The sequence below is a fragment of the Methylobacterium sp. R2-1 genome (genome assembly GCF_014191355.1).
Classification (GTDB): Bacteria; Pseudomonadota; Alphaproteobacteria; order Rhizobiales; family Beijerinckiaceae; genus Methylobacterium.
In genome coordinates this window covers 305824-328195 of record NZ_JACHWM010000004.1, presented here as the reverse complement: position 1 = coordinate 328195, position 22372 = coordinate 305824, and the positions used below count along the sequence as shown (strand labels likewise).

21 protein-coding genes are annotated in these 22372 nt (G+C 68.5%); 13 read left to right on the top strand and 8 right to left on the bottom strand.

Features of this window, described 5'->3' with window-relative positions; genetic code table 11:
- Positions 1–173 precede the first annotated feature (173 nt).
- From FHU13_RS08250 to FHU13_RS27625, 7 genes are all read left to right on the top strand, one after another.
- Positions 174–1127, top strand: a complete 954-nt coding sequence (locus tag FHU13_RS08250; RefSeq protein ID WP_183435423.1) for an acetyl-CoA carboxylase carboxyltransferase subunit alpha — start codon at positions 174–176, stop codon at positions 1125–1127.
- Positions 1124–1849: a DUF1796 family putative cysteine peptidase gene (locus tag FHU13_RS08245; protein WP_183435374.1), complete on the top strand. Its 726-nt coding sequence runs from the start codon at positions 1124–1126 to the stop codon at positions 1847–1849. Before FHU13_RS08250 ends, FHU13_RS08245 begins: the two co-directional genes overlap by 4 nt.
- A 148-nt stretch (positions 1850–1997) precedes the next feature.
- Positions 1998–3419: a L,D-transpeptidase family protein gene (locus tag FHU13_RS08240; protein ID WP_183435373.1), complete on the top strand. Its 1422-nt coding sequence runs from the start codon at positions 1998–2000 to the stop codon at positions 3417–3419.
- An 89-nt stretch (positions 3420–3508) separates the two neighbouring features.
- Positions 3509–4399 carry a polyphosphate kinase 2 gene (ppk2, locus tag FHU13_RS08235; RefSeq protein ID WP_183435372.1) on the top strand — a complete coding sequence of 297 codons (891 nt, stop codon included), beginning with the start codon at positions 3509–3511 and terminating at the stop codon, positions 4397–4399.
- A gap of 144 nt (positions 4400–4543) precedes the next feature.
- Positions 4544–4936: a 50S ribosomal protein L19 gene (rplS, locus tag FHU13_RS08230; protein WP_183435371.1), complete on the top strand. Its 393-nt coding sequence runs from the start codon at positions 4544–4546 to the stop codon at positions 4934–4936.
- A 186-nt stretch (positions 4937–5122) separates the two neighbouring features.
- Positions 5123–5530, top strand: coding sequence for a nucleotidyltransferase domain-containing protein (locus FHU13_RS08225; RefSeq protein WP_246714544.1), 408 nt, complete (start codon positions 5123–5125; stop codon positions 5528–5530).
- Between the two features lie 7 nt (positions 5531–5537).
- A complete protein-coding gene (locus tag FHU13_RS27625; protein WP_246714543.1) occupies positions 5538–5756 on the top strand; it encodes a hypothetical protein in 219 nt (72 codons plus the stop codon).
- Between the two features lie 161 nt (positions 5757–5917).
- Here FHU13_RS27625 and FHU13_RS08215 read toward each other — a convergent pair whose 3' ends face one another.
- Positions 5918–7114 (bottom strand): lytic murein transglycosylase, encoded by a 1197-nt coding sequence (locus FHU13_RS08215; protein WP_183435370.1) that lies wholly within the window; start codon positions 7112–7114, stop codon positions 5918–5920.
- A gap of 287 nt (positions 7115–7401) precedes the next feature.
- Here FHU13_RS08215 and rpsD point away from each other — a divergent pair, with 287 nt between their 5' ends.
- Positions 7402–8019 carry a 30S ribosomal protein S4 gene (rpsD, locus tag FHU13_RS08210; protein ID WP_183435369.1) on the top strand — a complete coding sequence of 206 codons (618 nt, stop codon included), beginning with the start codon at positions 7402–7404 and terminating at the stop codon, positions 8017–8019.
- 67 nt (positions 8020–8086) lie between these two features.
- On the opposite strand, the gene FHU13_RS08205 is transcribed toward rpsD, so the two are convergent.
- The 5 genes from FHU13_RS08205 to FHU13_RS08185 form a co-directional block, all read right to left on the bottom strand.
- The gene (locus FHU13_RS08205; protein WP_183435368.1) at positions 8087–9151 is read right to left on the bottom strand and encodes an NAD(P)H-dependent flavin oxidoreductase; all 1065 of its coding nucleotides are present in this window, start codon (positions 9149–9151) and stop codon (positions 8087–8089) included.
- A gap of 108 nt (positions 9152–9259) precedes the next feature.
- Entirely contained in the window at positions 9260–10102 is an 843-nt protein-coding gene (locus tag FHU13_RS08200) for a phosphatidylcholine/phosphatidylserine synthase (protein ID WP_183435367.1), read from the bottom strand.
- Between the two features lie 50 nt (positions 10103–10152).
- A complete protein-coding gene (locus tag FHU13_RS08195) occupies positions 10153–10863 on the bottom strand; it encodes a phosphatidylserine decarboxylase (RefSeq protein WP_183435366.1) in 711 nt (236 codons plus the stop codon).
- Between the two features lie 75 nt (positions 10864–10938).
- Entirely contained in the window at positions 10939–12867 is a 1929-nt protein-coding gene (locus FHU13_RS08190; protein WP_183435365.1) for an ABC transporter ATP-binding protein/permease, read from the bottom strand.
- Positions 12868–12976: 109 nt separating this feature from the next.
- Positions 12977–14674, bottom strand: a complete 1698-nt coding sequence (locus tag FHU13_RS08185; RefSeq protein WP_183435364.1) for a LysM peptidoglycan-binding domain-containing protein — start codon at positions 14672–14674, stop codon at positions 12977–12979.
- 228 nt (positions 14675–14902) lie between these two features.
- On the opposite strand from FHU13_RS08185, the gene FHU13_RS08180 reads away from it, so the two are divergent.
- Entirely contained in the window at positions 14903–15505 is a 603-nt protein-coding gene (locus FHU13_RS08180; RefSeq protein WP_183435363.1) for a TIGR00730 family Rossman fold protein, read from the top strand.
- The gene (locus FHU13_RS08175; RefSeq protein WP_183435362.1) at positions 15505–16296 is read left to right on the top strand and encodes a class I SAM-dependent methyltransferase; all 792 of its coding nucleotides are present in this window, start codon (positions 15505–15507) and stop codon (positions 16294–16296) included. Before FHU13_RS08180 ends, FHU13_RS08175 begins: the two co-directional genes overlap by 1 nt.
- Before the next feature lie 4 nt (positions 16297–16300).
- On the opposite strand, the gene cysS is transcribed toward FHU13_RS08175, so the two are convergent.
- Entirely contained in the window at positions 16301–17689 is a 1389-nt protein-coding gene (gene cysS, locus FHU13_RS08170; RefSeq protein ID WP_183435361.1) for a cysteine--tRNA ligase, read from the bottom strand.
- Between the two features lie 327 nt (positions 17690–18016).
- Between cysS and FHU13_RS08165 the strand changes: the two genes are divergently transcribed.
- Positions 18017–18343 carry a hypothetical protein gene (locus FHU13_RS08165; RefSeq protein ID WP_183435360.1) on the top strand — a complete coding sequence of 109 codons (327 nt, stop codon included), beginning with the start codon at positions 18017–18019 and terminating at the stop codon, positions 18341–18343.
- 29 nt (positions 18344–18372) lie between these two features.
- On the opposite strand, the gene FHU13_RS08160 is transcribed toward FHU13_RS08165, so the two are convergent.
- Positions 18373–18918, bottom strand: a complete 546-nt coding sequence (locus FHU13_RS08160; protein ID WP_183435359.1) for a CreA family protein — start codon at positions 18916–18918, stop codon at positions 18373–18375.
- 164 nt (positions 18919–19082) lie between these two features.
- Between FHU13_RS08160 and FHU13_RS08155 the strand changes: the two genes are divergently transcribed.
- Both FHU13_RS08155 and FHU13_RS08150 read left to right on the top strand, forming a co-directional pair.
- Positions 19083–20087, top strand: coding sequence for a DUF2865 domain-containing protein (locus tag FHU13_RS08155; RefSeq protein WP_183435358.1), 1005 nt, complete (start codon positions 19083–19085; stop codon positions 20085–20087).
- 158 nt (positions 20088–20245) lie between these two features.
- Entirely contained in the window at positions 20246–22342 is a 2097-nt protein-coding gene (locus FHU13_RS08150; protein WP_183435357.1) for an OmpA family protein, read from the top strand.
- Positions 22343–22372: the final 30 nt, after the last annotated feature.

Here is a 22372-nt window from a genome sequence, read left to right as displayed (position 1 = left end):
CGACTTGCCTCAACGGCTCGGCGAAGTCGATCTTGCTGCGCCGCACGCCCTGACGCTAAGCGGCGGTTGACACCCATGCCCGCTTCCCCGAACACCTCGCGCCAGTCGGCCGCAGGACGCCGGGCGGATGCGCGGCTGCCGAACAAGAGTTGGATCGACGATCGATGGCGGTGATGCGCTCCTATCTCGACTTCGAGAAGCCCGTGGCGGAACTCGAGGCGAAGCTCGAGGAACTCAAGGCCCTGGGCCAGCGCGACGGCGCCGTCTCGATCAGCGAGGAGGTCGGGCGGCTCGAAGGCAAGGCGGCCCAGGCGCTGGCCGAGATCTACGCCGCCCTGACGCCTTGGCAGAAGACGCAGGTCGCCCGCCATCCGCAGCGCCCCCACTTCGTCGATTACTGCGCCGGGCTGATCGAGGAGTTCACGCCGCTGGCTGGTGACCGGAGCTTCGGCGAGGACGAGGCGATTCTCGGCGGCTTCGGGCGCTTCCGCGGCCGCCCGGTCTGCGTCCTTGGTCAGGAGAAGGGCGCGACCACCGAGGCGCGGCTGCGGCACAATTTCGGGATGGCCCGGCCCGAGGGCTACCGCAAGGCGGTGCGCCTGATGGAAACCGCCGACCGGTTCGGCCTACCCGTGCTCGCCTTCGTCGACACCGCCGGCGCTTTCCCCGGTATCGAGGCGGAGGAGCGCGGCCAGGCCGAGGCGATCGCCCGCTCGACGGAAGCCTGCCTCGCGCTCGGCGTGCCGAACGTCGCCATCATCATCGGCGAGGGCGGCTCGGGCGGCGCCATCGCCATCGCCACCGCCAACACGGTGCTGATGATGGAGCACGCCATCTACAGCGTGATCTCGCCGGAGGGCGCCGCCTCGATCCTGTGGCGCGACCAGGGCCGCGCGCACGACGCCGCCACCGCCATGAAGATCACCGCGCAGGATCTGCTGCGGCTGGGCATCATCGACGCGATCGTGCCGGAGGCGACCGGCGGGGCCCACCGGGACCGTCGGGCGGCGCTCGCCGCCGCCGGCGAGGCCATCGCTCGAGCCCTCGGCGAATTCGACGGTTTGAGCCGCGACGAGATCCGTGACCGGCGCGCCCAGAAGTTCCTCGATATCGGCCGCAAGCTGTGAAGCGGGGGCTGGGCGCGGGCCTACTGCAAGGCTTGCGCCTCCTCGGCCGACGCGACACCCGCGAGCCGGGCCCCGTCAATCACATCTCGCTCGGCAGCCACTGCCACACGGCGCAGATCCTGAAGGGCCTCGGCCTGCGCACATGGTCGGCCCCTTTCGACTGGATCTTCTCGTCGCCGGGCATGGTGCGCGATTGCCTGGCCGATGATTTCTCCGATCTGCTCGATCGGCGCCATTACGAGAGCACGCCGCTGTCTGAGCGCCGCGCCCCCGATGAGACCCGCTGCCGCCATCTCCTCTATCGCGAGCGGTACGCGATTCCGTTCGTGTTCAACCACCACGACCCGGCGTCCAGCGACGAGGATTACCGCTTCCTGGAGGCCGGCGTCCGGCGGCTGCGCGCCGCTCTGGACCGGCCCGGTGCCCGAAATCACTTCTACCTGATGACCGCTCTTCCCACCGACGCGGAGACGGTCCGGGCCATCCGCGACGCGCTGGTGGTACGGGCGCGAGCGCGGGGTGCGGACAATCACCTCACGGTGCTCCAGCTTCAGCAGGGGGAGCACCGGGCTGCCAGCCCGCTCACGCAGGAACCACATCTCGATTGGTTCAGGGTCGAGGTCCGCTCGGCTTCGGTGGGAGTCCGCTTCGCCGACCCGGCCGATGATGCCTTCTTGAAGGAGTGGGTCCGGGAGTACGGGCGCGTTTCCGCGGAACCGTGACCGTCCTGCAACGCCTGTCCACAAAGTGGATCCATGCATTGCGGTAAGGTTCGGGTAAGCTTAGCGAGTCTATTGGGTTTGGGGAGTGACGTCCGCAAAAGGGCCGAGAGGTGCCCTGCGGGCGAGGACACGTAAGGACGGGTTCCCCATGGCTGTGCGTCCGTTTGTGGCGGCTGCTGCCGTTGCTCTGGCGATGACCCTCGGTGCCTGCCAGGACAGCGCCATGCTCGGCGGCGCCTCGTCCCGCAGCCTGACGCCAATTCCGCCCGAGACGGTCGCACTCATGCAGACCAAGGGCATGAGCCAGTCCGACCCGATCCTGATCCGTGCCTTCAAGAAGGAAGCGGAGATGGAGGTGTGGAAGCGCGGCTCCAACGGCCAGTACGCGCTCCTGAAGACCTTCCCGATCTGCCGCTGGTCGGGCCAGCTCGGCCCCAAGCTGAAGCAGGGCGACCGCCAGGCGCCGGAAGGGTTCTACACGATCACGCCGGGTCAGATGAACCCGAACTCCAGCTACTACCTGTCCTTCGACGTCGGCTACCCGAACGCCATCGACCGGGCCAAGGGTGGGACCGGCAACTACATCATGGTGCACGGCACCTGCTCGTCGTCGGGCTGCTTTGCCATGACCGACGCCTCGATGGCCGAGATCTACGCGATCGCCCGCGAGGCCTTCAACGGCGGGCAGCGCGCGTTCCAATTTCAGTCCTACCCGTTCCGGATGACCGCGGCGAACATCGCCAAGTTCCGCAACGACCCCAACGCGCCGTTCTGGAAGAACCTCAAGGAGGGCTCGGACTATTTCGAGACCCTCAAGGAGGAGCCGCGGGTTGCGGCCTGCGGCACCAAGTACGTGTTCGGTGGTGCCGACGTGGCGGCGGGCAACTGCACGCCGCGGGTCGATCCGCTCGTCGCCGAGAAGCGCGACCGCGACAGCCACGAGGTTGCCGAGCTGATCGCCAAGGGCACGCCCGCGACTCGCGTCGTCTATGACGACGGCGGCCAGAATCCGGTCTTCCGCCCGCAGAAGCCCGAAGGCCCGACCTTCGCGAGCCTGATCGAGAACGAGAAGGACAAGGAAAAGGAGCTGGCCTACGCCGCCAAGGACTACGTCCGGCACAATCTCGGCGAGGTCAGCCGCCCGGAGAGCCTCGCGCTGGGCCCGAACGAGTTCGAGGTCGACGCCAAGGGCAAGCCCATCCTCGTCGCCGCGGCGCCGACCGACGCGCCCGGCCCGACCAAGACTGCGGCTGCCCGCAAGGAGCGGGAGAAGCCGACGACGGTCGTGGCCATGCAGGAGACGGCCAAGGCGGGCGAGGGTAAGGTCGGCAAGACCGACGGCAAGCCGCAACGCGTCACCGTCGCGGACGCCGACGGCGATGTGAGCGCCTTCAGCAAGGTTCTGGGGAACAAGGTCTCGGGCAAAAAGCCGGTCAAGGACGAGAAGTTCGCCGAGGCGTCATCCGCCAAGCCGAAGCCGGCCGCGAAGGAGGCGGTGAAGGACACGACTTCCTCCGCGGCCGTGAAGCCCCACGCCGCCGTGACGACGACCGGCTCCGTGCGGAACTGAGGGGTGGTTTGGCCGGTGGGATTTCGCCGGCCTGTCACACGAGGGTGCTCTAAGCGGCGGGCCCGACCCGAGCCTGGACCCTCCTCCCCATGCGCGACGACAGCCGCCCGCTTTCTATCGATTTCGAGGCGATCCGCCGTGAGTTCGCCGACAGCTACGACGAGGAGCTGGAGCTCGGCTTCGATGAGGATCACGACGACGGCCAAACGCCGTCGCGCCGCACCTACTTCCGCGAGCTGCTTCGGCTTCAGCACGAACTGGTGCGCCTTCAGGATTGGGTGAAGACAGAGGGCCTGCGGGTCGTCGTGATCTTCGAAGGGCGCGATTCGGCCGGTAAGGGCGGCGTCATCAAGCGCATCACTCAGCGCCTCAACCCGCGCATCTGCCGCGTGGCGGCGCTGCCCGCGCCGAACGAGCGCGAGCGCACGCAATGGTACTTCCAGCGCTATGTTGCCCACCTGCCGGCTGCGGGAGAGATCCTGCTGTTCGACCGCTCTTGGTACAATCGCGCCGGCGTCGAGCGCGTCATGGGCTTCTGCACCGAGGCGGAGGTCGAGGAGTTCTTCCGCTCCGTGCCCGAGTTCGAGCGCATGCTGGTGCGCTCGGGCATCCGGCTGGTGAAGTACTGGTTCTCGATCACCGACGCCGAGCAGGCCCTGCGCTTCCAGATGCGCATCGCCGATCCGCTCAAGCAGTGGAAGCTCTCGCCGATGGATGTCGAATCGCGCCGACGCTGGGAGGACTATACCCGCGCCAAGGAGGACATGTTGGCGCGCACCCATATCCCCGAGGCACCCTGGTGGGTGGTCGAGGCGGACAACAAGCGGCGCGCCCGGCTCAACTGCATCAGCCACCTGCTGGAGCAGATCCCCTATGGTCCTGTCGAGCATCCGTCCGTCGTGCTGCCGGATCGCGTGCGCCATGCCGACTACATCCGTGCACCGATCTCACAGGCGATGATCGTTCCGTCGCGCTACTGAGTACGGCAGAAGCCTGACCGTTGCGGGGAGGCCCATCGACAAAGCCGCGCGCATCGGGTAAAGGCCCGGCCAACTCACAACAGGATGCCGAAATCCTGACGCCCGGACCTCACCGGACGGGCGCTAACGGCCGGAGCATTTCCAATGAACATCATCGAGCAACTCGAGCGCGAAGAGATCGCCCGCCTCGCCAAGACCATTCCGGATTTCCAGCCGGGCGACACGGTCATCGTCAACGTCCGCGTCAAGGAAGGCGAGCGCACCCGCGTCCAGGCCTATGAGGGCGTCTGCATCGCCCGCAACGGCGGCGGCCTCAACGAGAGCTTCACCGTCCGCAAGATTTCCTACGGCGAGGGCGTGGAGCGCGTGTTCCCCGTGCACTCCCCGATGATCGATTCGATCAAGGTGGCCCGCCGCGGTAAGGTCCGTCGCGCCAAGCTCTACTACCTGCGCGATCGCCGCGGTAAGTCGGCCCGCATCGTCGAGCGCAACGACCGCCCGGCCAAGGCCGAGAAGGCTCCCGCCGCCGCGGAGTAATCTTTCGAAGGATCGGCTCAGCGGAGCCGCTTTCGCCGACGCGCCCGTCCCGAGATGCTCGGGGCGGGTTTTTTGTTGCTCCGTCTTGAACAGCGTGAGCGGAACTCGCGGCGCCCTTCGATCCTCGTGCCGTGCTATAGGAAGCCGGTGCGGCCCAAGCACACTTGGCGTCGGACGACCACTGCGATGAGGACGATCAGCGCATCCGAGAAATTGGTCAATCGCGAGGCCTTGGATGCGGCCGAGTTGTTCCTCAAGCGGCTCGATGGTCGTTATCCGGTGCGAGGCGGCATCTTGTTCGGGAGCCGCGCACGCGCCAGCCATAACGCGGACAGTGATGCCGACTTGGCCGTCGTACTCGCCGGCACTTCGGGCGATCGGCGTTCCGCGTCGAGAGACATGGCCGGGATCGCATTCGATGTGCTGATGGAAACGGGTGTGCTCGTCGATCCGCTTCCGCTTTGGGAGGACGAACTTGAGCGCCGGGCCGGGTCGCGTTCAGCAACCCGGCGCTCATCGACGCGATCTGGCGTGATGGAGTGCGTGTGTGAGCGATACGCCCGACGCTCTCTCGTCCTTCATGTGGAAGGCTGAGCGGGCCTTGGCCAGCGCCCGCGTGCTTCTCCATGACGGTGATGCCAAGGGGGCCTGCAATCGCGCCTACTACGCGATGTTCGATTCGGCCCGCACGGCGTTGATGACGCTTCCCGGACTGCTCGGCCCGCCGGTAGCCATCAAGACGCATCGCGGTTTGATCACGGCTTTCTGCCAGTACCTCGTCCGACGAGCCGGATCGATCCCGCGTTCGGACGCTCTCTGAATCACGTCGAGAAGCTTCGCCTCTCTTCAGACTGTTTCGGCGATATCCTGGAAGCGGACGACGGCCTCTGGGCCGTCGAGCAGGCGGATGCCTTCGTCAACGAGGTGAAGGCCCGTTTTCCGGAGCTCTGATCGAAGACGGACGCGCTCCGATCGAAGAGATCACCCCCGCCGCAGCGCCTCCAGCACCTTCCCGCCCGGCCGGCCCGTGGCCGGCATGCCGAGCTGGCGCTCGACATCCTTGATCGCCTCGCGGGTCTTGGAACCGACCTTGCCGTCCGGCTCGCCGACATCGTAGCCGCGGGCGAGCAGGCGGCTCTGGAGGTCGCGGCGCTCGGCGCGCGAGAGCGGCGGGTCGTCGGTCGGCCAATCGGCCTGGACGCCGGGGCGTCCCCGCAGGCGGTCGGACAGTACCGCGATGGCCAGTCCGTAGGATTCGGCTGCGTTGTAGGAGTAGATCGCATCGAAGTTCTTGGTGACGAGGAAGGCGGGGCCGTTGATGCCGGCGGGTGCCAGGATGCCGGCGGCCCCCTCCCCCGTCAGCGGTTTGCCATCGACGCGGGTGACGCCGAGCGAGGCCCAGTGGCCGACCGCGTGCTTGTTCTTGCGCCCGGCGGCGGCCACGTTGAAGCCGCGCGGCAGCCGCACCTCGTAGCCCCAGGGCTGCCCGTTCGACCACTTGGCGACGCGCAGGAAGTTGGCGGTGGAGGCGACCGCATCGGCCACCGAATCGACCACGTCGCGCCGCCCGTCGCCATCACCGTCCACGGCGAGGCGCTGGTAGGTGGTCGGCATGAACTGCGTCTGGCCGAAGGCGCCGGCCCAGGAGCCGGTGAGTCGCGACGCATCGATGTCGCCGCGTTCGATGATCTTCAGAGTCGCGATCAGTTCGCTGCGGAAGAAGTCGCGGCGGCGGTTGCTCGAACAGGCGAGCGTGGCCAGCGACTGCACCAGCGGCATCTTGCCGAGGTTCTTGCCGAAATTCGACTCGACGCCCCACACGGCGGCGATGGTGTAGCGATCGACGCCGTAGCGCGCCTCGGCATTCGCCAGTGCCTGGGCGTGCTGGCGCATGGCCGCGCGCCCGTCCTCGACCCGCTCCTCGTCCACCAGCGCCGACATGTAGTCCCAGATCGGCGTCTTGAACTCGGGCTGTGCCTGGGACAGCTCGATCACCTTGTCGTCGTAGGCGATGTTGGACGTTGCCGCCCGGAAGGTCTGCGCCGAGACGCCTGCGCTCGCGGCCTGCGCCTGAATGCCCGAAAGGCAGGATTGGAAATCCGCGCGGGCTGAACCAGCGATGAGGCTGCTGGTCAGTGCAAGTCCGATGAGGCTGGCGCGGGTGGTCGGCGTCGGCATGGGTCGGCGCTCCGTCGAATTTCGGGGATTCTCTCGCGCGATTCAGGCGATACGAGGGTTAACGAAAGGTGAGGATCGGCGTGCGGCGGAGCCGCGATCTTGGTCGCGGCATTGACGGTGCCGGCGTTCTCGTCTAGGCACCCGCTCGTGTACGGGGCTCCGGTTTGGGGCCCCGTCGCATTTCATACGCACCCGTGGGCGGTAACAGCCGCCCTGTCGCCCTCGCCGCTCCGGCGAAGAGGGAGAGGAGGGCGCGTTCCTCAAAAATTTGTTCCAGAGGAACAGCGATGTCAAAACGCGTCCAGGCGAAGCACAAGCTCGATCGCCGTATGGGCCAGAACATCTGGGGCCGCCCGAAGAGCCCCGTGAACCGCCGCGAGTACGGCCCCGGCCAGCATGGCCAGCGCCGCAAGGGCAAGATGAGCGACTTCGGCACGCAGCTGCGCGCCAAGCAGAAGCTCAAGGGCTACTACGGCAACATCACAGAGAAGCAGTTCCGCCGCTACTACGCCGAGGCGATCCGCCTGCGCGGTGACTCCGGCGAGAACCTGATCGGCCTGCTCGAGCGCCGCCTCGATGCCGTGGTGTACCGCTCGAAGTTCGTGGCGACCCCGTTCGCGGCGCGCCAGTTCGTCAACCACGGGCACATCAAGGTCAACGGCCGCCGGGTCAACATCCCGAGCTACCAGGTCAAGGCCGGCGACGTGATCGAGGTGAAGGAAGCCTCCCGCCAGCTCGAGTTCGTGGTCGTGGCCTCGCAGCTCGCCGAGCGCGATGTCCCGGACTACATCGAGGTCGATCATCAGAAGATGACCGCCCGCGTCACCCGGATCCCGGGCCTCACCGAGGTGCCCTACCCGGTGCAGATGGAACCGAACCTCGTCATCGAGTTCTACTCGCGCTGATTTTCGTCCGAGATCATCTCGGAGAACGAAAGGGCCGCCCCTCGGGGCGGCCCTTTCTCGTTGTGGCTTACTTCGGCACACCGCCCGCCAGCAGGCAGGTCAGTTCGGCCGCCGCACGTTCCCGCGAGAGGCCAACGGCCTGTCCCGACCAGAGCGGCGAGAAATCGCCCGAGCCCTGCGCCTCGGCCGCAATGCGCAGGGGCTGGAGCGCGGGCGCGGCACTGGGGAAGGCTGGTGCGAGCGCGCTCAGGGGGCCCAACTCCCGCACGGCGCGGGTGAGCAGGCTGCGGGCTGGGCGGCCGGTGAGCACGTTGGTCAGCACCGTGTCTTCGTCTCGCGCCGCGCTCAGGGCTGCACGGTAAGGTGCGGAGATGCCCGCTTCCGGACAGCGCAGAAAGGCGGTGCCGACCTGTACCGCGCTCGCGCCGAGAGCAAAGGCCGCCGCGACGCCGCGGGGATCAGCGATGCCGCCGGCCGCGATCACCGGAACGTCCACCGCGTCGGCGATCTGCGGCACCAGGGCGACGGTGCCGACCTGTGAGGCGGCCGCGTCTGTGAGGAACATGCCGCGATGGCCGCCGGCCTCCGCGCCCTGCGCGATCACCGCGTCGACCCCGCGCTCGGCGAGCCAGCGCGCCTCGCGCACGGTGGTGGCCGAGGACAGGATCAGACAGCCCGCCGCCCGCACCCGCCGCAGCAGCGGCTCCGTCGGCAGACCGAAATGCAAGCTGACGACGCGCGGGCGCAGCTCCGCCACCAAATCCGCCATCGCGTCGTCGAAGGGCATGCGGTTGGCCATCGTCACCGGCGTTTCCGGGGCGAGGCCGAGTTCTTCGTAGAACGGTGTGAGCGCTCGTCGCCACGCGGCCTCCCGGCCGGCATCGGGCGCAGGTGGCTCGTGGCAGAAGAAGTTGAGGTTGAACGGCGCGTCCGTTCGCCGGCGGATCTCGGCCACTTCGGCGCGGATCTGATCGGGCGTGAGCGCGGCGCAGGCGAGCGAGCCGAGGCCGCCCGCCGCGCTGACGGCGGCGGCAAGAGGCGCCTTCGGCCCGACCATCGGTGCCTGAACGATCGGTACGGTGATCCCAACCAGACGGGCGAAGTCCGTCTGCCCTGTCGTCTCTCCTGTCATGGCGGGCTCCTCGATCCTGCCGGTGTGCGCCAGGGACGCGGCGTCAGGCTCGTCGCACGGTCCATCTGCCAACCCTCGGATCGGCCGCGGAGAGCGATCGCGGACGCGCTACGCCTTCGGGGCGTCCAGACTGTCCTTGGCCCCGGCAAGCCGCTCGGCCGCTGCCTCTTGCTTCAGCCGCTTGCGGTACTGCGCGGCGCCGAAGGGAAGGCCCGCCAGGTACGCCAGGCTGACCGCCGCCATCGCCTCGAACGGGAAGCTGATGACGAGGCCGAAGCCGACCACCACGACGAGGAAGATCGGGACCACGAGGTCGCGCGGCACCCGCTTGCCCCAGGTCTTGCCTGAGAAGGTCGGCACCGTGGAGACGACGAGAAGGGCGATGGCCACGACGTAGGCGAGGATGACCGGCGTGCCCCAGCGGTCGAAATGCACGCCCAGGAAGTGCAGGTAGAGCGGCAGCATCCCAGTGATGGCGCCGGCCGGCGCCGGCATGCCGACGAAGTAGTCCTTCTTCCATTCGGGGCGGTTGGGATCGTCGAGCATCGCGTTGAAGCGCGCGAGCCGCAGGCACATCGCGATGGCGAAGACGAGCGCCACGATCCAGCCGACGTCTTTCAGGTTGTGGAGGGTGAAGCTGTAGAGGATCAGCGCCGGGGCGCAGCCGAAATTCACGAAGTCGGCCAAGGAATCGAGCTCGGCGCCGAAGCGCGAGGTGCCCTTCAGCAGGCGCGCCACCCGGCCGTCGATCCCGTCGAGAACGGCAGCGACGATCACCGCGATGACGGCCGGCTCGTACCGTCCTTCGAAGGCGAGCCGGATCGCGGTCAGCCCGAGGCAGAGCGCGAGCAGGGTGATCATGTTCGGCGCGATCATCCGGAACGGCACCGGCCGGAACCGGCGCGGCCGATCGTTCGCGTCCGGCGCGAAGGGCGGGAAGAGATCGTCCATGTCGTCTCTCGGCTCGTCGCTTCTCGGCATGTCGCCCTTCTGCAAAGAGATCAGATGCGGCGGAAGGCCCGCTCGGCCCCGCCGCCGAGATCGGCCAGCACCGTTTCACCGGCTACGGCCTTCTGGCCGAGCCCCACCATCACGCGGGTGCCGACCGGCAGGTAGACGTCGACGCGCGAGCCGAAGCGGATGAGGCCGAAGCGCTCGCCGACCTGCTTGGTATCGCCAGCCGAAACGAAGCCGACGATGCGCCGCGCCACGAGCCCGGCGATCTGCACCACACCGATGCGCACCGGCTGGCCGCGATGGGTCGTCTCCATGACGAGGCCGTTGCGCTCGTTGTCGTCGCTCGCCTTGTCGAGCTCGGCGTTGAGGAACAGGCCGGGCGTGTAATGGATCTGGCCGATCTTGCCGGAGACCGGCACGCGATTCACGTGGCAGTCGAACACGTTCATGAACACCGAGATCCGCAGCATTGGCTCATGTGAGAGGTCGAGTTCCGGCGGCGGCAGCACGGTCGAGATCAGGTTCACGCGCCCGTCGGCGGGGGAGACGACGAGACCGTCGCCGACCGGCACCACCCGCTCGGGATCGCGGAAGAAGTAGCAGACCCAGAGCGTCAGGATCAGGAAGACCCAGCCGAAGAACTGCGAGAAGTAGCCGAGCACCACGGTGAGCACGATGCCGATCAGGATGAAGGGGTAGCCCTCCTTGTGGATCGGCACGAGCGTCCGGCGGATCGTCTCGATGAGGTCGGTCATGGGCTCCCGTTGGACTCCGGCGGGGCGAATCTTCCCCGCCGGATGGCAGGGGGGCGCGGTTCCGTCAACCGCGGGTTAGTGCACAGGCTCCAGCGTGGCGGCTTCGGCCAGCGTGCGCTCGTCCTCGGCACGCTTCAGCGCCTCGCGGGCGGCATCCGCCTCGCGCTGGCGGTTCCACAAGGCGGCGTAGACGCCGCCCCGCGCCAGCAGGCTCGTGTGGTCGCCGCGCTCGACGACGCGGCCGTGATCGAGCACCAGGATCTCGTCGGCGTTGATCACGGTCGAGAGGCGGTGGGCGATTACCAGCGTCGTGCGGCCCTGGCTGACCCGGTCCAGCGCCGCCTGGATCTCACGCTCGGTGAAGGAGTCGAGGGCCGAGGTCGCCTCGTCGAGGACGAGGATTGGCGGCCCCTTCAGGATGGTGCGTGCGATCGCCACGCGCTGCTTCTCGCCGCCCGAGAGCTTCAGACCGCGCTCACCCACCGGCGTGTCGTAGCCCTCCGGCAGGCTCTCGATGAAGCGGTCGATCTGGGCGAGGCGCGCCGCTTCGCGCACCTCCGCTTCGCTGGCGTCCCAGCGGCCGTATCGGATGTTGTAGCCGATGGTGTCATTGAACAGCACCGTGTCCTGGGGCACCATGCCGATCGCCGCGCGCAAGCTGTCCTGGCGGACGCCCGCGATGTCCTGCCCGTCGATGGTGATACGGCCCGCATTCGGCTCGTAGAAGCGGAACAAGAGGCGCGAGAGCGTGGACTTGCCCGCCCCCGAGGGGCCGACGATAGCGACCGTTCGGCCCGCGGGCACCTCGAAGGAGATGCCGCGCAGGATCGGCCGCTCCGGGATATAGGCGAATCGCACGTCCTCGAAACGGACGGTCCCGGCCTCGATCTTGAGCGGCGGCGCGCCGAGGCGATCGGCGATCTCCGGGTTGCGCTGCAGGATCAGGAACATGTCGTCGATGTCGATCAGTGCCTGTTTGATCTCGCGGTAGATCATCCCCATGAAGTTCAGCGGGATCGAGAGCTGCACCAGCATCGTGTTGACGAGCACGAAGCCACCGATCGTCGTGCGACCCGCCATGATGTCGCGAGCGGCGAGCCACATCACTGCCGTCATGCCGAGGGTGAAGATGACAGCTTGGCCGGCGTTCAGCACCGCGAGCGAGACGTAGGTTTGGGTGGACGCCTTCTCGTAGCGCTCCATGGAGGCGTCGTAGCGGGCCGTCTCGCGCTTCTCGGCGCCGAAATACTTCACCGTTTCGAAGTTCAGGAGCGAGTCGACCGCCTTGGTGTTGGCCTCGGTGTCCGAGTTGTTCATCCGGCGGCGGATGCCGATGCGCCACTCGGTCGCCTTCCATGTGAAGCCGAGATAGGCGGCGATCATCGTCGCGACGACTGCCGAGTAGAGCCAGTCGAACTCGTAGGCGAGGATGCCGAGCACGAGGGCCAGTTCGACGATGGTCGGCACCAGCGTCAGCACCATCAGGCGCGACAATTCCTCGATGCCCGAGCGACCGCGCTCCAGCACGCGGGTCAGGCCGCCGGTCTTGCGCTCGAGATGGAAGCGCAGGGAAAGTCGGTGCATGTGCTCGAAGGTCTGGAGCGCGAGCCGCCGCACGGCGTGCATCGCGACCTTGGCGAACAGCCCGTCGCGCACCTGCGTCAGCCCGGCCATGGCGATGCGCGACAGGCCGTAGAGGGCAATCAGGAGGAACGGCGCCGAGACGAGGCCCGCCGGCACCGCAGAGGCCGCGTCCCCTGCCCCATCCTTAGCGCCCACCGCGGCGACCAGCGCGTCAGTGGCCCATTTGAAGGTGAAAGGCATCACCATCGTCGCGCCCTTGGCGACGAAGAGCAGCCCGAAGGCGATGAACACCCGGCGCTGGAGATCCGCGCGGCCGTGGGGCCAGAGATAGGGCCAGAGCCGGCGATAGGTCGTCAGGAGGCCGGGGCGCTCGAGAGGCGCGGACGCGCTCTCCCCCGCCGGCGCGGGTGCTTTTGCCATCGTGCGGTTCGGAAGGATCTCTCGGCGCGATGCGGCCGTCACGAGGCGCATATAGGCGCTCGCGCCCGATCGCGCACCCTCCCCGCCCCAGGCTTGTCCGGCCTTCCGGTCAGGTCCGGCGATCCAGGCCGCTTCGCGCCGACGGCGTCTCACGCGCGGGTGCGTCCTTCGGCAGCACGAACATCTGCCCTGGATAGATCCGGTTCGGATCGCGGATCTGATCCTGGTTGGCGTCGTAGATCACGGTGTAACGGTTGCCGCGGCCGTAGGTGCGCCGGCTGATCTGCCACAGGCTGTCACCACGGGTGATCCGGGCGGTGCTGACCTCCGGTACGAACACGGCGCCCGCACCGGCTGCAGGGGGAGCAGCGGCCGGAAGGCTCGGCGCGAGCGCGGTGGCGGCCCTGCGATCGGCGCCCGGTGTCGGTGCCGTGGCACCCGAGGACGCGGCCTGAGACGGCGAACCCGCTGCCGCGGGACGATCCGGCTCGGCGCGCATAGCGCCGGTCTCTATGGGCGGGGCGGCCGCGAGGCTCGGCGCAGAATTCACGTCGGCCGATTTGGCTTTCGCCGCCGAAGGCGTTGCGCGGTTCGCTCCGGCTTGCTCAGATGCGCCGGGACGCGGCTCGGCCGCCGCCCGCTCCCGGCTTGGAACCGCCAGGGGTGTCCCGTCGGGCTTCGTCGCGCCGGCCGCGCCTGTCTCCGCATACGGCGTCGGCGGCGTGCTGTCGGGATATGCGAAGGCCACCTCGGCGCGCGCCTTCACCTTCCCGCCGGCCGGGTCGACGGAATCGACGCGGATGCGGTAGGCGCCGGGCTTCACCCCCCGGCCGATTGTGAAGGCGACCCGCCCGTCGGCCCCGGATTGCCCTGCGGCCACCATGGTATCGTTGAGATAGAGGCGCAGGCTGCTCCACGCCGTCGCCTGACCCGTGACGTGAAGTCGTCCGCCCTCCTGCGCATCGACGCTGACGATGCGGACGGCGCCCGGTACGGTAGCCGTCTTGCCGGCCGGCTTGTTCGATTCGCGGCTCGGCTTGGTTGCCATCGAGCGGTTCTCTCCGGCTTCCTTGCCGGCTGCACTTCCGCTCTCTCGCGATCCTTCGGCCTCGCCCGGCGTCGGCGCGGCCTGGCCGGGCGTTCCGGCAAAGCCAGTCGCGGGGTGCTTGCCGGCAGCCTCAGGCGCATCGGGCTGGGATAGCACCCGCGTCGGCGCGTTGGGCGCGCTCAGGGCGATCAGCGGCTTGGCATCGCGCTTCTCGGCCACCACGATCGTCACGCTCTCGCGCCCCGGCAGCGGCTTGCCGTCCGGGCCGGTGCCGCGTAGGGCGATCTCGCTCGTGCCCGGCGGTAGATCCGGCGGCGTCAGCGCAAACTGACCGGCGGCGTCGGCCTGAGCCGTGGCGAAGGGCTTTCCGTCGCGCAGCAGCTCGATGCGGCTGTGGGGCGCCGCGCGCCCGGCAATGACGCTCGCCCCGTCCGGCTCGACCCGAACGATGTCGAAGCTCGGCGTTCCGTCTTCCGCGCGTGGCTGCGCGTCGCTCGCTGGGTCCTCCCCTGCGCCCCCTTGCGATAGGGCTCCGAGGGCGGCATGAGGGGAGTCCGTTGAGGGTGCCTTGCTCGCACGGTCGCCGGTCTCCGTTCCGGCCGAAGGTTCTCCCGGCTTAGCCGGCGTTTCGGCAGAAGGATTGACCGCCGCGTTGCGCTTGAGAAGCTCCCCGGTCCCGAACAACGCGACCACCATGGCGAAGCCGCCGAGCAGCCCCGCTACCGCGAGGACGATGCTTCGCCGCACCTCAGCCGTCATGGCCGCTCACTCCCGTACCCCTCGGGCTGCCGCGGGCGAGCACGATGCGCCGCCGATTGTCGACAACCCGTCTAAATCCGGTGACATATTAACGAACATGAGAAGAACACCAAAGCTCGAACGCGCACATATCCTCTTTTCCCGCGCGAACTCAGCATTCTGTCGCTTGGACGCCTGCATGAACCTGAGCCTTGACCTGTCCCGCCCCCTCCGTCGAGGAGACGCGTGATGGCGCAGCTCACCTCCGTCTGCGTCTATTGCGGCTCCGGCTTCGGCGGCGATCCGGCCTTCGCCGAGGCCGCGTGTCGGCTCGGCGCCTCGCTTGCCCGCGCTGGCGTCAAGCTCGTCTACGGGGGCGGCAATGTCGGCCTGATGGGCACCGTCGCGAGCGCGACGCTCGACGCAGGCGGCTACGTCACCGGCATCATCCCGGACTTCCTCAAGTCGCGCGAGCGCATGCTCGATGCGGTGCAGGAGACCATCGTCGTGTCCGACATGCACACCCGCAAGCGGCTGATGTTCGACCGGGCCGACGCCTTCGTCGCGCTGCCCGGCGGCATCGGCACGCTGGAGGAACTGGTCGAGCAGCTCACCTGGGCGCAACTCGGCCAGCACCGCAAGCCGATCCTGCTGCTCTCGGTGAACGGATTCTGGGACCCGCTGATCACCCTGATCGACCATATGCGCGCCCACGGCTTCATCCGCGAGGGCCTCGACTTGAACTACCTCGTCGGCGAGGACCCCGACCGCGTGGTGGAGACGCTGAGCGAGGTTCTGGCCCGGTCGGAGCCTGCGCCGCTGGCGGATGAACTGATCGAGAAGCGCTTCTGATGACGGCTTCGACCGAACCCGGCCACACCATCGCCGGCGAGCACCGGGGCGAGCACTACGCGAACGTGCTGGCCAAGCTCTCCCGTAACGCCGCCGTCCGGCGCTACCTGGAGATCGGCGTTGCGTTCGGCGACATCTTCTCCGGGGTCGCCTGCCGGCACGGCATCGCCGTCGATCCGGAGTTCCAGCTCAAGACCAACATCGCGGCCAACAAGGTGAAGGTCTCGCTGTTTCAGGTGATGAGCGACGTGTTCTTCGCCCACCTGAATCTGCGCCGCGACATCGGCGGCCGGATCGACCTCGCCTTCCTCGACGGCATGCACCTGTTCGAGTTCCTGCTGCGGGACTTCTTCAACACGGAGGCGATCTGCCGGCGGGATTCGATCATCGTGATGCACGACTGCCTGCCGGTGGCCGAACCGATGGCCGACCGCGACCCGATGCAGGCCGACATTCGCGCGCGGGGTACCCCCTTCGAGGGCTGGTGGACCGGGGACGTCTGGAAGATCGTGCCGATCCTAAAGCGCTACCGGCCCGATCTCGACGTGATGCTGGTGGATGCGCCTCCGACCGGCCTCGTCATCGTCACAGGGCTCGATCCCTCCTCGCGCACGCTCAAGACCCATTACGACGCGATCGTCGAGGAATTCTCGCGGCTGCCCAACACGGCGGCGGAGATCGCGCAGATCTATGCTGAGCACCCGCTCACCTCGACGGAGGACGCCCTACGCCGTCTCGGTGGACGCTCCTTCGCCAACGGCAGCAGTTGGCTGCAGCGGTTGACGGGCTGACGCTTCAGCCCGCCACCGTCCAAGTGGTGGTGCCGTCCTTGTTGTCCTTCACGCTCACGCCGATGGCGGTGAGCGCGTCGCGGACCCGGTCGGAGGCGGCCCAGTCCTTGGCGGCGCGGGCCGCCTTGCGTTCGGCGATCAGTGCCTCGACCCGGGCCACGTCGATCCCCGCCGCGCCGACCCGCTCCGCCTCGCGCTGTGCCGCCGTGCGGGGCAAGAAGCCCATCAGCCCCGCGCCGGCCTTGAGCGCTCCGGCGTCGGCGCCGGCGAGTCGGTGTAGCTCGCCGATGGCGGCCGGCGTGTTGAGGTCGTCGCTCAGCGCCTCGACCACGCCCGCAGGCGCCGACGCGTCGGGCGCCGCCTCGCCGGCCGCCTCGTACCAGCGGTCGAGCATCCGGCTCGATTCCTCCAGGCCGCGCAGGGTCCAGTCGATTGGCTGACGGTAATGTGTCTTGAGCATGTTGAGGCGCACGACCTCGCCCGGCCAGTCATCCAGTACCTGGCGGATGGTGATGAAGTTGCCGAGCGATTTCGACATCTTCTCCCCTTCGACCTGCAGGAAGCCGTTGTGGAGCCAGACGTTGGCCATCACGTCGGTGCCGAAGCAGCAGCGCGACTGCGCCACCTCGTTCTCGTGATGGGGGAAGATCAAGTCGATGCCGCCGGCATGGATGTCGAAGGTTTTTCCCAAGTGTTTCCACGACATTGCGGAGCACTCGATGTGCCAGCCGGGCCGGCCGGGCGCGTCGATTCCGGAGGGTGAGGGCCAGGAGGGCTCGCCCGCTTTCGAGGGCTTCCACAGCACGAAGTCGAGTGGCGAGCGCTTGTAGGGCGCGACCTCGACGCGGGCGCCAGCCTCCATCTCGTCGAGCGGGCGTTTCGAGAGCGCGCCGTAATCGGGCATGGACGGCACGTCGAAGAGAACATGCCCTTCCGCAACGTAGGCGTGGCCGGCAGCCACCAGCCCCTCGATCAGCCGGTGCATCTCCGTGATGTGGTCGGTTGCCCGCGGCTCGATGAAGCGCGCCGGTTCACCTTCTCGGTTCACGTCTTCGGCCATCAGCACGCCGAGGTCGCGGATGTCGCGGTGGAACTGCGCCAGCGTGCCGTCCGTGAGTTCGCGGATGGTGATGCCGCGTTCGAACGCGCGGGCGTTGATCTTGTCGTCCACGTCCGTGACGTTGCGGGCATAGGTGACGTGCGTGTCGCCGTAGAGTTGGCGCAGCAGCCGGAACAGCAGGTCGAAGACGATGATTGGCCGGGCGTTGCCGATATGCGCCGCGTCGTAGACCGTCGGCCCACAGGCATACATCCGCACGTTCGTCGGATCGATCGGGGCGAAGGCCGCTTTCTCGCGGGTCAGCGTGTTGTAGAGGCGCAACATCGGCGTCATCGACTGCGTTCCTGCCGGGCTCGCCCGGCCTCCCTTGCGGCGTGTGCCGCCCTCGTCGTTTGTCGTTGCAGCACAGCACCTTCGACGGGCCGACCGGTGGGGCTGGTACCGCCCCCGCCACAGTGTCGCCCGACCCGCCACCTGCCGCTGTTGCACCGCCGCGACGGCCGCCGCAACGAGCTTGGGCTACCCCAAAACGGTGATGAATTCGAGAAGGGCGGCGGACCGGCCGCTTCTCAGCCGACCGTGAGCGGACCGGCAAGGATTTGTTTACCGCGCCGTCCGAACACTCCGCACTCGAACGAACCCGTTCACAAGGTCTTCACCATGCGCCGACCGGCCGCCGTTCTTCTCGCTCTCGTTCTCGCCACCGCTGCCCTGCCGGCAAGCGCCGGCAATGAATCGACGGCGATCAAGCATGTCGAGAAGACGTTCCTGATCCCGGCCGAGGACGGCTACGGCGTCGGTGAGTGCTTGAGCGGTGGCCCGAGCGAGTGCGGACAGGTCGTGGCCAACGCGTGGTGCGAGTCGCAAGGCTTTGCCAGCGCGAGCAATTACGGCATCGCCGCGCAGGACGAATACACCGGCGCCATCGGCGATGCCGCTCCGGTGAAGAGCGCGCCGCGCCCGCTGCGCATCACCTGCCAGGATTGAGACCTGTCGGGATCGGAGCCGCAACCGCCCTACTTCACGAAATCCGCGCATTTCGGCGGCGGCTCGGTCCCCCAGGGGGCGAGCGGCACGGCCGAGGTGGAATTCTTGGGCGAACCCTGGATCACCCTGTCGGAATAGACCATGTAAATCAGCGTGTTGCGCCTGGCGTCGCAGCCGCGGACGATTTGCATCGACTTGAAGATCAATGAGCGGCGCTCGCTGAACACCACCTCGCCCTGCTTGACCTTGTCCTTGAACTGGACCGGGCCAACCTGCCGGCAGGCGAGCGAGATGTCGGAGACATCTTCCGCCAACCCGAGCGTGCCCTTGATTCCGCCCTTCTCGGGCTGAGTGTACCAGCAGGCGACGCCGGCCACCGCCGGGTCGTCGATGCCGTAGACCACGAGTTTGTCGTTGGGCGTCAGCGGGCGCCAGACCGTTGACTTGTCGAAGATCCGGTCGGGTTCCTGCGCCTGGGCCGGGCCGGCCAGAGCGAGGCAGAAGGTGACGCTGGCGGCGAGGCAGGCTGCTGCGCGTCGGCCGCCGTCCCCATTGGTGCCCGTGAGCCACATCATCGACGCAATCCCCTCAAAGCTTGGCTTCAGAGACATGGTGTCTCTGTCGCGAAAGGGCGAGGGGCTTTAACACATGTGGACGATCGCTGGTGCCGCTTCGCGCGGCTCGGCATCCTCGCTGTATCCCCCGCGACCTCCTGCCCGAGATCCCCAGCATCCGCACCATGCCGATGATCGGACCGCAGTTTCGCCGCGCACTCGGCGCCGTCCTTGCCGCGCTCGCCCTCGGCGGGGCGTCGCCGGCTGCGGCCGCGCCGGATGTCTGGGCCTGCCAGCGCTACCGCACGGAACTCGCCAACCTCAACGCCAGCGCCTCGACTGCGTCGGCTCTCCAGAGCGAGGTCGCGCGTCTCGAAACCTACTATCGCAGCCTGAACTGTGAGGGCGGCAAGTTCCTGTTCTTCGACACGCGGCCTCCGCAATGCGGTGCCGTCGAAGCGCGGATCCGCTCGCTCAACGCTACCTATGGCGGGGGCGACGGCGAGGTGGTCGCTGCCCGGCGACGGCAACTCGTTGCCGCCGTGTCGAGCGCCTGCACAGGCCTGATCGCCGGAGAGGGACAGGAGGGGCAGACGGCCGGCAACCAGACGGCCCGTGGCGGCGCGCAGGTGGTCTGCGTGAAGACTTGCGACGGGTCCTATTTTCCGATGGCGAACCTGCCCGACGGGCGCGGCGGGGCCGACGAGATGTGCCAGGCGCTCTGCCCCGGCACGGAAGCCGTTGCCTACTCGATGCCGCACGGCGACGAGGCGCTGAAATACGCCGCGACGATCAAAGGCAATCGCGCCTACACCGCGCTGCCGGCCGCCTTCAAGTTCCGCAAGAGCTTCACGCCGGACTGCTCCTGCAAGCGGGAGGGCCAGAGCTGGGCGCAATCGCTCGCCAAGGCCGAGAGCATGCTGGTACGGCACAAGGGCGATATCTTCGTCACGCCGATGACGGCCGAGAGGCTCTCCCGAGCGCCGAAGGTGCGCCTCACTCTGGTCGGACGTGCCGACCGGACGGCGGCGAGTCTCGCGGCGGACGCGGCCAACCGCGAAGGCGCGGCAGCGGCGCAGACCGCGAAGGAAGGCGGCGAGCTGACCGGCGCGACCGCTGAGAGCCGCAGCGCGATCCGCGTCATCGTTCCGAGCCTGCTTCCGCCGCCGGCGCTGACGCCCGCGCCATAGGGCACACTGAGCGATTTCGGCCCCTCCGCCGGCCGGATGACGGCAAACAAAAGCTGCGCCTCGACCAGGCCCAATCGAGCTTCGACCCGGAGCGATGGGGAACCAATCCGGCCCGACTGTGTTCGGAACCGCCGATTGCGTTTCACGAGGCTGACTTCATGCGGATAACCCGCTCCTTGCTTCTGGCCGGCACGATTCTGCCGGCGCTCGTCTTGTCCGATTCGTCCTCCGCCCGTTCTCTCGGGGACGGGGAGCGGATCGAACTTGCACAGCGCGAGGGTGCCGAAGAGGGGCCGCGCGGTGGCGGGCGCGGGCCAGGTGCGCCCGGCGGTGCTAGTCCGGCCGAACGCGGCGGGGTCGAGCGTGGCGGCCCGCCGGCACGGGAGCGGCCGGACAGATCCGAGCGTCCGGAGCGGCCCGAGCCGCGTCAGGCACCTGCTGCCCGCGAACGGCCTGAGCCTGCCGAGCGGCCGGCACGTCCCGAGAGGCCGGCGTCGCAGGAACAACGCCAGGAGCGTCCGGAGCGACCCGAGCGCTCAACCGCTCCCGAGCGCGGGGCGCCGCCGCAGCAGCAGAGGCCCGAGCGGGCGCCGGCCCCGGCCCAGAGGCCGGATCGATCGGAGGAGCGTCCGACCCCGCCGGCCGCCCGTGAGCGGAACCCGGACCGTGAAACGCCGGCCCGCCGCGATGCCCCCGACAGGTCCGACCGCGATGGCCAGGACCGTCCGGGGCGTCCGGGTGGCCGCGACACCGAACGCCCGGACGCCGCACCGAGCCAGCGCCGGGCTCCGGATGCGCCGACACCGCCCGCTTCCGAGCGCCCGGAGCGTCCGACCCCGCCGGCTGCCCCGCGTCCATCCCAGCCCGAGAGTCAGCCGACCCAGCGGCCTGGCGTTCCGGGGCGTCCCGTCGCGCCGAATCCGCAGCAGCCCACCCGTCCCGATCAGCCGACCCCGCCGACGGCGATTCCGCCCGATGGGACCCGAGAGGCTCCCAGCGGCCGCACGCCGCCGAACCAGCAGCCGGGTGTTCCCGGCCGACCGGTGGCTCCCAACCAGCAGCCCGGCGTTCCCGGTCGCCCTGTCCAACCCCCGGGCACGCCGCCCGATGCCACGGTGCCGAACCAGCCCGACGGCCGCTCGGATCAGCGCGGTCTCGATGATCGTCGCGATGGCGAACGGCGCGGTGACCGGCTCGACCGCCGTGACGACGACCGACGCGATGACCGGCGTGACGATGACCGGCGGGGCGATCGCAACGACCGTCGCGACCGCTTCAACGTGCCCGGAACGCCCGCCTACGTTCCCGGCGGCTTCCGCGACGACGATTATCGCGGGCGCGACTACGATACGATTCGCCGCGATCGCCGCGAGTACGACGTCGATGGCCGGACCTATTACCGTGAGCCCGGCCGCATCATCGTTCGCGACCGCGACACCACCTTCATCCGCCACGACGAGAACGAGCGGTTCCGCACCCTCTACGGCGAGCGAGGCTACCGCAGCGAGCGCCGCGGCGGCGAGATCTACAGCTACGTCGACAGCCCGGCGGGCGGCCAGATCATCACCGTCGTCGACGACGATGGCCGGCTCCTGCGCCGGTCCCGTCGTTACCGCGACGGGCGTGAGGTCGTGCTCATCAACAACGTCTACGGCGGCGCACCCCGGCCGATCTACGAGGACGTGGTCGAACTGCCGCCGCCGGATATCCGCATTCCGCGCGACCGCTACGTCGTCGATTACGAACAGGCCGACGAGCGCACCGTGTTCGAGGCGCTCTCCGCTCCGCCGGTCCAGAAGCTCGATCGGCGCTACACCCTGGATCAGGTGCGCTACAGCCCGCAGCTGCGCGCGCGGATGCCCTCGGTGGACATCAACACGATCACCTTCGACACCGGCTCCTTCACCGTCACACCCGATCAGGCCAAGCGCCTCTCGACCATCGCGGCGGCGATCAACCGGACGATCAAGGACAACCCGCAGGAGGTCTTCCTGATCGAGGGCTACACCGACGCCGTCGGGTCGGACATCGACAACCTCTCGCTCTCCGACCGCCGGGCGCAGTCGGTGGCGGCGGTGCTGACGCAGAACTTCCAGGTTCCGCCGGAGAACCTCACCACACAGGGCTACGGCGAGCAGTACCTGAAGGTGAACACGCAGGAGGCCAACCGCGAGAACCGCCGCGTCACCGTTCGCCGCATCACCCCGCTGCTCCAGCAGCAGGCGGAGGGGCAACCGCCGGCCGCGCCGCGCTGATCGAGGCTCTTGACCCTCCCCCGCCTGCGG